Annotated in this window: 14 protein-coding genes; 4 read left to right on the top strand and 10 right to left on the bottom strand. The window is 57.1% G+C overall.

The features are described from left to right. Nucleotides 1-60: 60 nt before the first annotated feature. Together IQ273_RS10535 and IQ273_RS10530 are read right to left on the bottom strand one after the other, a co-directional pair. Nucleotides 61-432 (bottom strand): hypothetical protein, encoded by a 372-nt coding sequence (locus IQ273_RS10535; protein ID WP_194023123.1) that lies wholly within the window; start codon nt 430-432, stop codon nt 61-63. 104 nt (nt 433-536) lie between these two features. Continuing rightward, nucleotides 537-1,157 (bottom strand): DUF1176 domain-containing protein, encoded by a 621-nt coding sequence (locus IQ273_RS10530; RefSeq protein ID WP_313898072.1) that lies wholly within the window; start codon nt 1,155-1,157, stop codon nt 537-539. 147 nt (nt 1,158-1,304) lie between these two features. Here IQ273_RS10530 and IQ273_RS10525 point away from each other — a divergent pair, with 147 nt between their 5' ends. After that, entirely contained in the window at nt 1,305-1,556 is a 252-nt protein-coding gene (locus IQ273_RS10525; RefSeq protein WP_194023121.1) for a hypothetical protein, read from the top strand. On the opposite strand, the gene IQ273_RS10520 is transcribed toward IQ273_RS10525, so the two are convergent. From IQ273_RS10520 to petN, 3 genes are read right to left on the bottom strand one after another with little or no spacing between them, the layout of a single operon-like run. Continuing rightward, nucleotides 1,553-2,956 carry a 16S rRNA (cytosine(967)-C(5))-methyltransferase gene (locus IQ273_RS10520; RefSeq protein ID WP_194023120.1) on the bottom strand — a complete coding sequence of 468 codons (1,404 nt, stop codon included), beginning with the start codon at nt 2,954-2,956 and terminating at the stop codon, nt 1,553-1,555. The genes IQ273_RS10525 and IQ273_RS10520 overlap by 4 nt on opposite strands. Nucleotide 2,957: 1 nt before the next feature. Continuing rightward, a complete protein-coding gene (locus IQ273_RS10515) occupies nt 2,958-3,146 on the bottom strand; it encodes a hypothetical protein (RefSeq protein WP_194023119.1) in 189 nt (62 codons plus the stop codon). Between the two features lie 34 nt (nt 3,147-3,180). Beyond that, nucleotides 3,181-3,270, bottom strand: a complete 90-nt coding sequence (gene petN / locus IQ273_RS10510) for a cytochrome b6-f complex subunit PetN (protein ID WP_017296597.1) — start codon at nt 3,268-3,270, stop codon at nt 3,181-3,183. Nucleotides 3,271-4,775: 1,505 nt separating this feature from the next. Here petN and IQ273_RS10505 point away from each other — a divergent pair. After that, nucleotides 4,776-5,519 carry a DapH/DapD/GlmU-related protein gene (locus IQ273_RS10505; protein ID WP_194023118.1) on the top strand — a complete coding sequence of 248 codons (744 nt, stop codon included), beginning with the start codon at nt 4,776-4,778 and terminating at the stop codon, nt 5,517-5,519. A 186-nt stretch (nt 5,520-5,705) separates the two neighbouring features. Here the strand turns inward: IQ273_RS10505 and IQ273_RS10500 are convergent, their stop codons facing one another. The 3 genes from IQ273_RS10500 to IQ273_RS10490 form a co-directional block, all read right to left on the bottom strand. Further along, nucleotides 5,706-6,713: a DnaJ C-terminal domain-containing protein gene (locus IQ273_RS10500; protein WP_194023125.1), complete on the bottom strand. Its 1,008-nt coding sequence runs from the start codon at nt 6,711-6,713 to the stop codon at nt 5,706-5,708. A gap of 204 nt (nt 6,714-6,917) precedes the next feature. Next, on the bottom strand, nt 6,918-8,267 hold the full coding sequence (locus IQ273_RS10495) for a cytosine deaminase (protein WP_194023117.1): 1,350 nt from the start codon (nt 8,265-8,267) through the stop codon (nt 6,918-6,920). A 15-nt stretch (nt 8,268-8,282) separates the two neighbouring features. Continuing rightward, entirely contained in the window at nt 8,283-8,612 is a 330-nt protein-coding gene (locus IQ273_RS10490; RefSeq protein WP_228052749.1) for a transposase, read from the bottom strand. Between the two features lie 97 nt (nt 8,613-8,709). Between IQ273_RS10490 and miaB the strand changes: the two genes are divergently transcribed. Both miaB and IQ273_RS10480 read left to right on the top strand, forming a co-directional pair. Next, nucleotides 8,710-10,071, top strand: coding sequence for a tRNA (N6-isopentenyl adenosine(37)-C2)-methylthiotransferase MiaB (gene miaB, locus IQ273_RS10485; protein WP_194023115.1), 1,362 nt, complete (start codon nt 8,710-8,712; stop codon nt 10,069-10,071). A 363-nt stretch (nt 10,072-10,434) separates the two neighbouring features. Further along, complete coding sequence (locus tag IQ273_RS10480; protein WP_194023114.1) at nt 10,435-10,968, top strand: HPP family protein; 534 nt, start codon at nt 10,435-10,437, stop codon at nt 10,966-10,968. Between the two features lie 34 nt (nt 10,969-11,002). Here the strand turns inward: IQ273_RS10480 and rsmD are convergent, their stop codons facing one another. Continuing rightward, nucleotides 11,003-11,575, bottom strand: coding sequence for a 16S rRNA (guanine(966)-N(2))-methyltransferase RsmD (gene rsmD / locus IQ273_RS10475; RefSeq protein WP_194023113.1), 573 nt, complete (start codon nt 11,573-11,575; stop codon nt 11,003-11,005). Nucleotides 11,576-11,578: 3 nt separating this feature from the next. Next, nucleotides 11,579-12,223 carry an imidazole glycerol phosphate synthase subunit HisH gene (gene hisH, locus IQ273_RS10470; protein ID WP_194023112.1) on the bottom strand — a complete coding sequence of 215 codons (645 nt, stop codon included), beginning with the start codon at nt 12,221-12,223 and terminating at the stop codon, nt 11,579-11,581. Nucleotides 12,224-12,475: the final 252 nt, after the last annotated feature.

Below are 12,475 nucleotides of genomic sequence, written 5' to 3'. Positions count from 1 at the left end.
CCCTAGCCCCCCTGCTCCCTAGCCCCCGGAGAATAGTATCTAAACTTGCACCGCAGAGTACTAGGTACCGCGCGGCGTGGGTTCCTGCTGCGGCAGGTGCCGCTCTAGACTCCAGTAGCTCACTAGCCGCGCCACGAGTAGCCACCCATTAATCGCTAGCAGCAACGGCCTTAGGCCCAGCCACTCAGACACAGATAGGGGGCTGACTAGCAGATGTAGCAGAATCACCCCGGCCAACAAAAGCGCGTTGAAGGCCAGCAGCGATCGCCAGCGGTTGATGGGCCAGCCAGGCTTTTGGTGCCAGGGCTGCCGGGCGGCATAGGCGGCGTAGCAGCGCACGTGTAGCGGCTGAAGAGTACGACCTACAACCGCCAACGCCTGGCGGGAGAGGATTGGCTGGCTACAGTGTTTGCAAAGGATGTCACGCGTCATGCCCACCTCCATTGTGTAGCAGCACTCGTTAGGCAGGGGTTGTGTGAATTGGAGTTGTGTGAATTGGGTTTGTGTGAATTAGGTTGTGTGAGTTGGATTGGTATTTAAGGATAAACCTGAGGATAGTCGGCGGGGTCGACAAACTCCCCAGGCGAGTCGCTGCACGCCTGGTAGCGGAAGGTCGCCAGCTCCAGTGCGCCGTCTGTCCAGCGATACTCCGCTAGCGATCCACAGTCGCCCAGCCCCCGCGCTTTGCTAAACACTGTCAACAGCCCCTGGGCAGGGTCAAAGGTGGTGAGGCCGCCTACCGTGGCTTCGCGACTGCGCACAAACTGCCCTGCCTGATCGGGATAAAACAGGTCTAGCGGCAGCGGTTGCAGCGTGCCGTCGGGTTGCACAGCCACATAGGTATAGACCGACTGATAGGCCGCCCTGGCACAATGCAGCTCTACCAAAGCGCGATCGCCCATTCTGTAGACCTGCGATTCAGCAGCTACCTCGGGCTGAAAGAATCCATCGCAGAAATCACGCGCTTCGGCCTGGTCAACTACGGTCTGGAGCATGACTTGGTCGGCGGGCAAATTGCTCTCGGCAGCAGGGTCGGTGGTAGCGCCAGGTGCTGCCGAGCCAGAGGGCTGATCGGAGGGCTGAGGCGCATTGCACCCCGCGATCGCGATCAGTAGTAGGGCGGCAGATGCGCTCCAGCGTAGGTTAGTTGGTCTCACCATCGTCTCCTCGGGGCAATTAACGGCTGTGACGTTATTATTCCCGAGTTTCCCCATTCCTTCAGCGATGTCGCCTGCAGCGGGTTCCCTTCCCTAGGTATTATGAAAAACGAACTAACCAATTTTTGCTGATTTTGCTGAATAACCATGGCCCAGCCTAAACATACCCAGGCCCACCTTTCGCGTACGGTGCCTAAAGATCAGTCTGAATTTTTCAAAAAACGCACCCGCGACTCAATGGAGTACTACATGGGGGCCAAGCTGCTGGAAGTGGGGATAAACCCTAAAAACACCATCTACCGCTGGACCTCAGCGATCAAAGGGAGCCAGGAAGAGATTACCATCAGCGCCTACTGGGGTGAGTCGCGCGAAAAGCTAGAGGCCGAAGAAAAAGCCTAGGCCTGTAGCTTCACCATAAAGAAGCCGTCCATCTGGTGGCGATGGGGCCAAACCTTTACCCACCCCTGGGGGGCAACCGCTAGCCCATGACCAAAGCCAGGGGCCGGAGTCTGAATGCGCCAGGTAGGGTGAGCCTGGCAAAAAGCATTGATAATAGCTTCGTTTTCGGCAGGGTGCAGAGTGCAGGTGGCATAGACCAGGGTGCCACCGGGCTTAACGCAGCGGGCGGCTTCGCTCAGTAGATCGCTTTGCAGGCTGGCCAGGACCATTATATTGTCGGGGGTCTGTCGCCAGCGGGCATCGGCGTGGCGGTGTAGAGTGCCCAGCCCAGAGCAGGGGGCATCTACCAGCACTCGGTCAGCCTGCTGGTGAAACGGGGTCAAATTGGTGCTGTCGCCCGCGTGAATGTGCAGGTTGCTGAGGCCCAGACGAGTAGCGTTAGCGACCGTTTTTTTGAGTCGAGAGGGGGCGCGATCGCAGGCCCATATCGTCCCCTCTGGTCCCACAATTTCAGCCATCTGGGTCGCCTTGCCCCCCGGTGCCGCACAGACATCCAGCACGGTGTCACCCGGCTGGGGGTCGAGCAGCAAGCCAACCAGCTGAGCGCTGGCATCCTGCACGCTCCACCAGCCGGCTTCGTAGCCGGGTAGATTGCTCAGCGCTCCCTGGTGATTGACCAAGCGCAGCCCATAGGGCAGCCCAGGAATAGCTGCCACGGCAATATCCACGGCATCAAACGCCGCTTTGACGGCGGTGACCGTGGCCTGTTGACGATTCACCCGCAGGTCAATGGTGGGAACTTGGTTAAACCACTGGCAAAGCTGGTCAGTTTCTGCAAGCCCAAGCTGGTCGAGCCACAGGGCCACCAGCCAGTCAGGGTAGCTGTGCTGTATGCCTAACGCCGCCTCAGGCTGATCGGGCAGACGTAACGGGTCTTCGCCTGCCTCAGCCTGGCGGAGGTACTGGCGCAGCAGCCCATTCACCACCCCAGAAAGCCGACCCAGACCATTGGCTTTAGCAAGGTCAACACTGGTATTGACCGCCGCCGAGGCAGGCACGGCAGACAGGTAGCGCAATTGATAAAGCCCCAGGTGCAGCACAAGCCGCAGCACCGGGGGCTGTTTGTCAGCGGAGCGGGTGCCCAGCTGATCGATCAGAGCATCTAGCGTGCGCTGGCGGCGAACCGTGCCATAGACCAGCTCAGTGGCAAAGGCGCGTTCCGCAGAGCGTTCCCCAGGGGAATCGCTTTCGCCAAAATTTCCCTGGGTCAGGGTGCGGTGCAGGGCTACATCGGCGTAGGCTCCGGCTTGCACCTGAAGCAGCACGTTCAGCGCCAGTTGCCGTGCTCCAGAAGCAGCCCTAGAGGGTGCACTATCGCGAGGGGGTGTGGGCTTAGCCAAGCTACGATTTCGCCCGGCGCTTGGCAATCTGCGGATCGCGCTTGGCGGTCTGCTGATCGTTCTTACGACGACGGCGATCGCGCCAGTCGGCGGCGGTTAAGTACGCCACGCCGCCTGTTACCACAACCATCAGCACCAGGGCTACGGTAGCGAGGATGCTAAACGCTTGGGCTTGAAAAGTCACTTCCATAGCTATACAGACGCCAACTACATCAGCATTGGGTCTAGAACCCGTTGCGGCCCCAGATCACCATTGACAGAGAAAAGGTAAACACCACCAACAGCGCCACCCAACCAAACGACAAAATATCCATAGGTGCTTTCTAAAGCTCAAAACAACACAGCTATTTTTATCATAATGCCACGGCGTTTCTTCGGTTCATTGTGGGGTTGCTGGATCACTGGAGTTTAGACCAAAGCCAAAAAAAGACGCAGCTTGAGCAAGTCTCAGGCCACTTCATAGCAGGCAAGGCAGTGGCTGCACCGCCTGAGCCGACGCTCCTCCTCCTCCTGCAGACACAATGTAAGTAGGCAAGCGTAATTAAATATAAGTCGATGTAGGTTGGGTTGAGGCACGAAACCCAACGCCCGCATGGGTTACGCTATCGCTAACCCATCCTACATTTGGATTGGCCAACTCCTTCATTATGACGTCGTGGCTCAGCCACACAAGCGGGTCATAGAAGACCAACGACCTCAAGCGCCCTGATGCTACGACTACGGGGCTCACCAACTCTTTGGCCATCCGTTTCCTGACCTCTTTGGGGCTGTCTTGAGCATGTTTGCGGGGTTACTCACGCCGAGACGGTCTACTTCGTCACCACAGCCCAGTCCCTAAGTACGGTCAATCTGTCTCAACTTAAGTAAATACCCGGTTGGCAGATCGGGTGGCGTTGCTTAACACGTAAGCAGATTCAGGTTGTCGCCCCAGTGATTTAGGAGTAGACTTAACTCAACTAAAATTGGACAGTTCCAGCCCGTAGCGCGGGTTTTAGTGACTTGTATAAAGTGTGTATGAAGTTGATATATGTTTATTTTAATTTTCAACCAATCACACGTTTACACTAATATCTATCAGCCCCTACTAAAGGGGCTTAAGCTGGCCCGTTTGAGCCGAATAGGCTTACCTGTCGCGGCAGTAAGAATTCCGGGTGGCTTGACTCCCCCATAACCTAGCCAACACACGCAGATTATCAGCAGTAGTGCAGGCGATTTAAGGCAATAGAGCCTTGCAGCTGTGAATAACGTCTGCAATAGATTTTATCAACTTAGTTGACGTGAACCAGACCAAGGAATATTAGCCTCTGCATTCAGCCTTTGGGCTTACTGTTAGCGGTTGCGCGACAGGCTGAGTTCACGGATACTTTAGCTGCAATATTTCAACTGTCGCACATTGTGGGTATCCCACTGTAGTTCGCGATCAAGAAATGCTTCTCCAATGGGGCAGCAGCACAAGGTATCAACCATTTCCAGGGCTGTTAGCTAACGCAGCTATACCAAGTCCAGCTTAGGGTCTGGAATTTTTCCACCGGAAAAGCTCCACGTTTGGACTTGACTTAGGTTGAATTTGGACTGAGGATTTTTTCCTAACTTGCTTTAGCGCGATTCAGACCTAGCCCGAGTTAAAGACTGTTATTTACTAACCGATAACACCTCATCTCTCAAGACTGAGCAAGCCATGCAAAGCAGTGGGTCTTGGTTTCTGTAACTCTTATTTTTTCAGAGGTTTGTAGCCGGTAGTTATATGCCTGAAAAGCAAAGCCGCCCACGCTTGATCATGACCAGAATTTATTGATTCTTTAAAAAAGGATTTACTTGAATGGAAAACCAGAGAGACTCCAAACAGCCATTAGCTGTCGATTCTGAAGTCGCGTCTTCCGTTTCTTGGGCCTACCGAAAAGACGAATATCTGCTGGCTTTGCTGGGCGTCATCCCAACGGGCCTTGGCAGAAAGATCCGCCAAATTGTTTACGCATCTATTTTTAAACGCTTTGGTGAGAAAGTTGGCATTGAAGCCAACGTACGCTTCAATCGCCCAAAATCAATAGACATTGGCAGTTTTTCTTCAATTTGCGACTACTCGCTGCTCAACTGCTGGGAAGCTGGCAGCGAGCTGATTTTAGAAAATTCTGTACGTCTCGACCAAGGGTTTCATCTCCAGGCCCTTGGTGGCACAATTAGAATCGGGGCCGGATGCTATATAGGGCCTTACGTGTGTATGGCAGGCCCTGGCGACATCACCGTTGGGAAAAACTGTTTAATTGCTTCACATTCCGGTCTTTACGCCAACAATCATATCTTTTCAAGGTTGGATGTTCCCATTAATCAGCAGGGCTTGACCACTAAAGGCATAACTATTGGAGACGACTGCTGGCTTGGGTCTGGGGTTAAGATCATGGATGGAGTCACAGTTGGCCAAGGTAGTGTTATTGGCGCTGGCTCAGTCGTAACGAAAAACATTCCACCCTATTCAGTCGCGGTTGGGGTTCCGGCTAAGATAATCCGCCAGCGCTCTTCAGAGGAGTTAAAGCAGGCAGCCCGAGAACTCTCGAAAAGCGTTTAGGCGACTTTGGAAGAATAGTTGCCCCCAGGGTGGGCGCTCCCCACTCTAAAGTAGCTACGGTCGCGGGATTAAAACTGGTGCCTTCTTTACTTCTAAAAATATCTTAAAGCCTCCGTTCATAATGACTCGGAGGCTTTAAGCGTTCGTAGATAGTGATGGGGCCGGGGCCGATAGGTCTGAGACAACCTATATCCGCGTATTCGTCAGATCTTGTCGAGGGTTGCTGGTGCGGCTAGCACGAATTTGCTCGTAGAGCTGACGTTCGGCATCGCTCAAGGTACCGGGCGGCGTAATCACAACTTTGATCAGCAGATCGCCGCGATCGCCCTTAGGACTGGGCCAGCCTTTACCCCGCAGCCGCAGGCTTTGGCCAGAGCGAATGCCCGCCGGTAGGTTCATCGTGACGCTGCCGTCGGGGGTGGGCACGTCGATTTTGCCGCCCAGCACCGCTTCGTCGGGGGTAATCGGCACTTCGGCGCTAAGGCTATCGCCCTCCAGCTTAAAGAAGCTGTGGGTATCGAGCTGCACCACCAGGTAAATGTCGGCGGGCTGCTTGCTATAGGGGTTCATCGGCCCCTTGCCCTTGAGGCGAATTTTGCTGCCCTGTTTGGCCCCTGGGGGAATGCGGACTTCAACGCTGTTGTTGCCGATGCGAAGACGTTTTTGTGCCCCGTGGAAGGCTTCACCAAAGGTGAGGCGAATGTTGGCCTCCTGGTCAAAGGATTGGCTAGATGCCGCTGTGTCGTAGCCAAAGCCTGGGCCAGCCGGGCCGCCGCCTGGGGCACCATAGGCGTACGATGAGCGCCCACCGCCGCCAGGTGTCGAAAAGCGGCCCAGCAGCTCGTTAATAAACTCGTCAAAGCTGCCGTAGTTGCTAAAGTCAAAGCCGCCATCGCCGGGGCTGCCATAGGCTCCACCGAAGGGGCTGCCGTAGGGGCTGCCCGCCCCAGCTCGGCTAGCCTGCTGCCAATACTGACCGTACTGGTCATATTTCTTGCGCTTGTCGGCGTCAGAGAGCACTTCGTAGGCTTCGCTAACTTCTTTAAACTTAGCCTCGGCGGTCTTGTCGTTGGGGTTAACGTCGGGGTGGTACTTGCGGGCCAGTTTGCGAAATGACTGCTTAATCTCATCAGCACTCGCCGTGCGGCTGACGCCCAGCACCGCGTAATAGTCTTTAAAGCCCGTAGCAGCCATACCAATCCTCCTAAAAACCCGCGCCAGCGATCGCCCCAACGGCGATTTTACTGTAGTCAACTTTAAGCTCGGGGAGCAGTAATGTCACTATTCCCGCCGCCCTGCCCACCGTTGGCTTGACTACCGTTGGATTTAGCCTAGCAAACCCAAGGCTTGAGAGAAGTTCGGTTTTCCAGGTCGAAACCGGTATAGCTAGCTGATTTCTTAGCTAATGCCGACCACGGCATCGAGTTCGGCGTAGTCGGGCAGGGTGGTGTCGATGGCGGTGCCCTGGCGAATGACGATGCGATCGCTCTGGGGCCGCGCCAGAAGCTCGCTCAGGTTGCGAGCCTTAAACACCACCAGGTCGGCGGGGCGACCCGCGCCAATCAGCCCCACATCGAGGCCCATGATTTGGGCCGGGGTGCGCGTCACCGCCTGGGGCCAGCCGCCAATCGGGCGATCGAGCTGGCCAATGCGCACCGATTGGTTAAACACCTCCACCATATCGTGGTCACCGTAGGCAAAGAAGGCATCGCGGCAGTTGTCGCTGGCCAGGGCCACCGCCACCTCAAACTGGCGCAGCTCGGGCAGCAGCGTGACCCCTCGGTAGCGGGGCATGCGGCCCTGCTGCCGATCTTGCAGGTAGAGGTTGCACATGGGCAGGCTAACCACGCTCACCCCGGCGGTTTTTAGCAGGGCCAGGGTGGATTGGGCGCGATCTGTGGCCTGCACCGAGAGGCTACAGCAGTGGCCGCAGTTGACCTGCCCCGCAAAGCGTCGGCGCAGCTTAGTTTCAGCCACAATCCGCAGCCCCTCCGCCTCGGGGTTAAGGCTCTCATCGGCATGAAAATCGAGGTCTAGCCCCCGCGCTTCGGCCAGGGCAAAGGCGCGATCGATCTGAGCCTCCAGACCGGGTTGCGGATAGATCACACCGCCTAAAATGCCGCCGTACTGGGCTACGGTATCGGCTAGCTGCTCGGCTTCGGGGCGATCGTAGTAGTCCATCGACACCAGGCAGACGGCCTGCAACGTCAGCCGGTCGGCCCACTCTTGCCGCAGCTGGTCAAATACCGCAAAACTAGTCTTCTCCTGGCCATCCAGGCAGTCTAAGTGGGTTCTGACCGCCTGAGTGCCGTGGGCGTAGCTGCACCGCAGCCCAAACGACATGCGGGAGTAGAGGTCGGCAGCGCTCCAGTGGCGGTGATCGGCGGTGGCAGCGTCGAGGGCGGCGGCAAAGGTGCCATCGGGGTTGGGACTACGCAACCAGGTTTGGCCCTTATCTAAGTGGGTGTGGCAGTCGGTAAAGCATGGCCACACAAGGCCCTGGCCCAGATCGTAGCGGGGCAGGTCATCGTCTGGGGTCGAAGTGGCAGGGGCGATCGCCGCGATCGCCCCCGACTGAATGTGCAGGTGGGCCGCCACCCAATCTTCTAACCGAGGCGGGGCCGCTAGCTCAGCAATGGGGGTGCGCAGAGGGGTGGCAGCATCAAGACAGGCCAGGGGCAGGCGGGCATTGCACAGCCAGTAATTATCGGGCTGTGCCGCACGAAGATGGGTAAGGGGTAGAGTCATGGCATCAAGGTATCACTAAGAGCCTATCCGGAAAATAGCAGCGGAACGGAAAGTGATGACCGCGCTTGCGAACTGGAATAGATGCCGTGCTTTGTACAGCTCCCGGTCATAGTCCCGAGGGGCTTTCCGGTTGCCCTTGGGCGGAATGACCACCGTCTTACTCTGGCACTCCAATCGCTCAATCACTCGTTTGTCGGTGTCATAGCCTTTGTCAGCCAGCAGCGTATCAGCGTTCAACGCTTCCAGCAGCATATCAGCGCCATCCAGGTCACAGGCCTGGTATGAGGTGAAACCCGGTGGGGTTTCTCCAGGCCAGTAGCGAGGGTTTAATTTTCGAGAACCCAAATCACCATTGAGCTTTGACCCTAACTAAAACGCGTTAACGGATGGTGGAACGCTAAAATGGGAAATTGCGCTGTTGCTATTCCCAAAGCCTAGACCTATGGCCGGTTCTGCTCGTCAATACCACATCACCACCTTCGGCTGCCAGATGAACAAGGCCGACTCCGAGCGTATGGCCGGCATTCTCGATACCATGGGCCTCACCTACACCGACGACCCCTATGCCGCCGACGTGGTGCTCTACAACACCTGCACCATTCGCGACAACGCCGAGCAAAAAGTTTACTCGTATCTGGGTCGCCAGGCCAAGCGCAAGCACGAAAAGCCCGACCTGACGCTGATTGTGGCCGGGTGTGTGGCTCAGCAAGAAGGCGAAGCCCTGCTGCGCCGAGTGCCCGAACTCGATTTGGTGATGGGGCCGCAGCACGCCAACCGCCTGCAAGACCTGCTGGAGCAGGTGCTCGACGGCAACCAGGTTGTCGCCACCGAAGAGGTGGACATCATGGAAGACATCACCAAGCCCCGGCGCGACAGCACCATTACCGCCTGGGTGAATGTAATCTACGGCTGCAACGAGCGCTGCACCTACTGCGTGGTGCCGGGGGTGCGCGGCGTCGAGCAGTCGCGCACCCCAGAGGCCATCCGCGCCGAGATGGAAGAACTGGGCCGCCAGGGCTTTAAAGAAGTGACACTGCTGGGCCAAAACATCGACGCCTACGGGCGCGACCTGCCCGGATCTACCGCCGACGGACGGCACCAGCACACCTTTACTGACCTGCTGTATTTTGTTCACGATGTGCCCGGCATTGAGCGCATTCGCTTTGCCACCAGCCACCCGCGCTACTTCACCGAGCGGCTAATTCGCGCCTGCGCCGAGCTACCCAAGGTGTGCGAGCACTTCCACATTCCCTTTCAGTCGGGCGACAACGATGTGCTGAAGGCGATGGCGCGAGGCTACACCCACGAAAAGTATCGCCGCATTGTCGATACCGTGCGTCGCTACATGCCCGATGCGGCAATCAGCGCCGATGCGATCGTGGGCTTCCCCGGCGAAACCGAGGAACAGTTTCAGCGCACGATGGATTTGGTCAGCGACATCGCCTTCGACCAGCTCAATACGGCGGCCTATTCGCCTCGCCCCGGCACCCCCGCCGCGCTGTGGGAAAACCAGCTGTCGGAGGAGGTGAAGAGCGATCGCCTCCAGCAGCTAAACCATTTGGTAAATACGAAGGCGGCGGAGCGATCGCAGCGCTACGCTGGCCGCATCGAAGAAGTGCTGGTCGAAGCGGCTAACCCCAAAGACCCCACCCAGGTAATGGGCCGCACCCGAGGCAACCGGCTGGCCTTCTTTGCGGGCGATTTTGCGGAATTGAAGGGCGAGTTGGTACAGGTCAAAATTACCCAGGTACGCCCCTTTAGCCTCACTGGGGAACCGTTGCGGGTACCCGCGATCGCGGGCTAGCGACATTCCGAGCGTTTGGCTGAGATCAAACAGAGACGCCATACTGGTTGGCGGTATTGGCGTGCGATCGCGTCCTTCCTGCTGGGGCGGATCATGCGATCGCACGCTTCGGCTTTGTCCAGTGCGCTTGCGTGCTCAGCAGCGTTTTAGTATTGAACCTTTTAGCGATGGGCTCAGGTCCTCAGCTATCAGGCCCACGTAATATCGTCCAATTCGGCTTGTCAAAAAGTCTCTAATTTCTGTGCCCTTAGCTACATTTTCTTGGCTAGGTTATGAAGCTGTGACAAAATACTTTCAGAGTACTTTTGCTTACCAACTGCGGCGGTCATTCAGGCGGCTAAGGCTTACAACGGGCACCACACCATGAGACAGCTTAACTCTCGACCTCAGCCTCAGCGGTACACCAGGCTACTGCGCCGATCGGCCCATCAGCCCCAATTTACCCATGGGCAAATTTTGACATCGTACCTGTGCAGTTTTGTGGGCATCGCCGCACTGGCTTACCTCACGGTGTATACCGGCTATCCACTAATTGCAGCGCCCTTTGGTGCAACGGCGGTGCTCGTGTTTGCCGTGCCCGATAGCCCCTTGGCCCAGCCCCGTAATGTAATTGGGGGAAGTGTGATTGGGGCGCTGGTCTGTGTCGCCTGCGTCAGTCTCTTTGGCACTGCACCCTGGGTGATGGCGCTGGCGGTGGCTACCGCTATTCAGCTGATGCAGCTTACTCATACCCTGCATCCCCCAGGAGGGGCGGTTGCCCTGGTTGGCGTTATGAGCCATGCCTCCTGGAACTTTGTCTTTACCCCAGTGTTAACAGGGGCGGTTTTGCTCGTGCTCTGTACGGTAGCCTTTAGCCGCTGGATTCCTGGACGACCTTATCCAAAACACTGGATTTAATACCGAGTTTGAACTGCTACCTGACAGAAAGCTGTTATGAGCCCGGTTCAAGCGGCTCTGCCAACGGCCCAGGAACGGTATAAAAGGCCAGATGACTTGTACCGTAGTGCTTTTGGCGCACCAGGTCTAACCCATGGACGTTAGCTGGCTCCCAGGCATCGGGGCGATATTCGACGGCGATTTCACCCGTGGGCTGGAGCAAACTGAGACTCACTACCCGTTCTAGAACAGGAGCATACAACTCGCTGTCGTAGGGCGGGTCGAAGTAAATACAGTCGAAGGGTTGGCTGTGCAGTCGCGAGAGCTGCTTCACCACGTCGCCGCGAAACAGGCTGAAGGTCTGGTCAGGCTGGGCCACCTTTTGCCAGTTCTCGCGGGTAATGGCGTAGGCCTCCGGCAACTTCTCAATGCCTACCACTTCCGCCGCGCCGCGACACAGTGCCTCGGCCCCCATGGCACCACTGCCCGTGCACAGGTCGAGCCAGCGACAGTCCACAATGCGTCCCTGCCAAATGTTGAACAAGGCCTCGCGCACTCGGGCCGAGGTGGGGCGAGTGTCGGTGCCGGGTAGGGTTTTGAGGGCGCGGTTGCCGTAGATGCGCAGCATAGGCTAGGCCACAGCCACAGGGGTTTGGGCCTTCACCAGGGCGACAAAGTTGGCCAACATGACGAGGCCAGCGGGGGCCGACTTTTCGGGGTGGTACTGCATAGCCATGATGTTGTCTTGGGCGATCGCCGCCGTCACCGACTGAGTGCCGTGGGTCGTCGTCGCCGCATTCACCGCCGAGTCGCTGGGTTCGGCATAGTAGGAATGCACAAAGTAGACCCAGTCGCCATCGCTAACGCCTTGCCATAGAGGATGATTCGGCTGGGTCAGGGTCAGCTGGTTCCAACCCATGTGCGGAATGGCGATCGTCGGCTCTTTTTTGAACTTGCGAATGCGGCCCGAAATCAGCCCCAGCCCTGGCTCAACTCCTTCGTCGCTGCCGTCAAACAAGAGTTGGAGGCCGAGGCAGATGCCCAAAAAGGGTTTTCCCGATGCAATTTCTCGCTTGATCGGTTCGATCAGTCCCTTCTCGCGCAGGTGCCGCATGGCTGGGTCAAAGGCCCCATCGCCCGGCAGCACAAGGGCATCCGCGGCTTCGAGATCGGCCACCACGTCAGTGATGGTTGGTGTGGCTCCGGCCAGCGCCAGCCCCTTGCAAGCCGAGTGCAGATTGCCCATGTCATAGTCGATTACGGCAATGTTAGCCATACGCTCTCTTGCTCTGTTCGTTTTTCTAAGGCGTCAGGGGTTGCTCAGACTCTATCCTACCTGCCAAACCCGAGAGAATTTTAGATTTTAGATTTTGGATTACGCTGACATCAGTAGATCTCCTGCACTGCCTCACCCTCATCTCCCTTCGACTGCGCTCAGGGACCGATCCTCACTTTCTTCATCCTCCCTTCAATTCCGCTCAGGGACCGATCCTTACTTTCCATCCCTTTGACTCCACTCAGGGACCCA

Source organism: Nodosilinea sp. LEGE 07298 (genome assembly GCF_015207265.1).
Lineage (GTDB): Bacteria > Cyanobacteriota > Cyanobacteriia > Phormidesmidales > Phormidesmidaceae > Nodosilinea.
The sequence above is the reverse complement of the archived record's forward strand: the minus strand, read 5'-3'. Positions and strand labels throughout refer to the sequence as shown.

Excerpts from the sequence above, each read along its gene's own strand:
- IQ273_RS10535 (WP_194023123.1), bottom strand. The coding sequence starts at position 432 with ATGACGCGTGACATCCTTTGCAAACACTGTAGCCAGCCAATCCTCTCC.
- IQ273_RS10525 (WP_194023121.1), top strand. The coding sequence starts at position 1,305 with ATGGCCCAGCCTAAACATACCCAGGCCCACCTTTCGCGTACGGTGCCT.
- IQ273_RS10515 (WP_194023119.1), bottom strand. The coding sequence starts at position 3,146 with ATGGAAGTGACTTTTCAAGCCCAAGCGTTTAGCATCCTCGCTACCGTA.
- petN (WP_017296597.1), bottom strand. The coding sequence starts at position 3,270 with ATGGATATTTTGTCGTTTGGTTGGGTGGCGCTGTTGGTGGTGTTTACC.
- IQ273_RS10505 (WP_194023118.1), top strand. The coding sequence starts at position 4,776 with ATGGAAAACCAGAGAGACTCCAAACAGCCATTAGCTGTCGATTCTGAA.
- IQ273_RS10500 (WP_194023125.1), bottom strand. The coding sequence starts at position 6,713 with ATGGCTGCTACGGGCTTTAAAGACTATTACGCGGTGCTGGGCGTCAGC.
- IQ273_RS10495 (WP_194023117.1), bottom strand. The coding sequence starts at position 8,267 with ATGACTCTACCCCTTACCCATCTTCGTGCGGCACAGCCCGATAATTAC.
- miaB (WP_194023115.1), top strand. The coding sequence starts at position 8,710 with ATGGCCGGTTCTGCTCGTCAATACCACATCACCACCTTCGGCTGCCAG.
- IQ273_RS10480 (WP_194023114.1), top strand. The coding sequence starts at position 10,435 with ATGAGACAGCTTAACTCTCGACCTCAGCCTCAGCGGTACACCAGGCTA.
- rsmD (WP_194023113.1), bottom strand. The coding sequence starts at position 11,575 with ATGCTGCGCATCTACGGCAACCGCGCCCTCAAAACCCTACCCGGCACC.
- hisH (WP_194023112.1), bottom strand. The coding sequence starts at position 12,223 with ATGGCTAACATTGCCGTAATCGACTATGACATGGGCAATCTGCACTCG.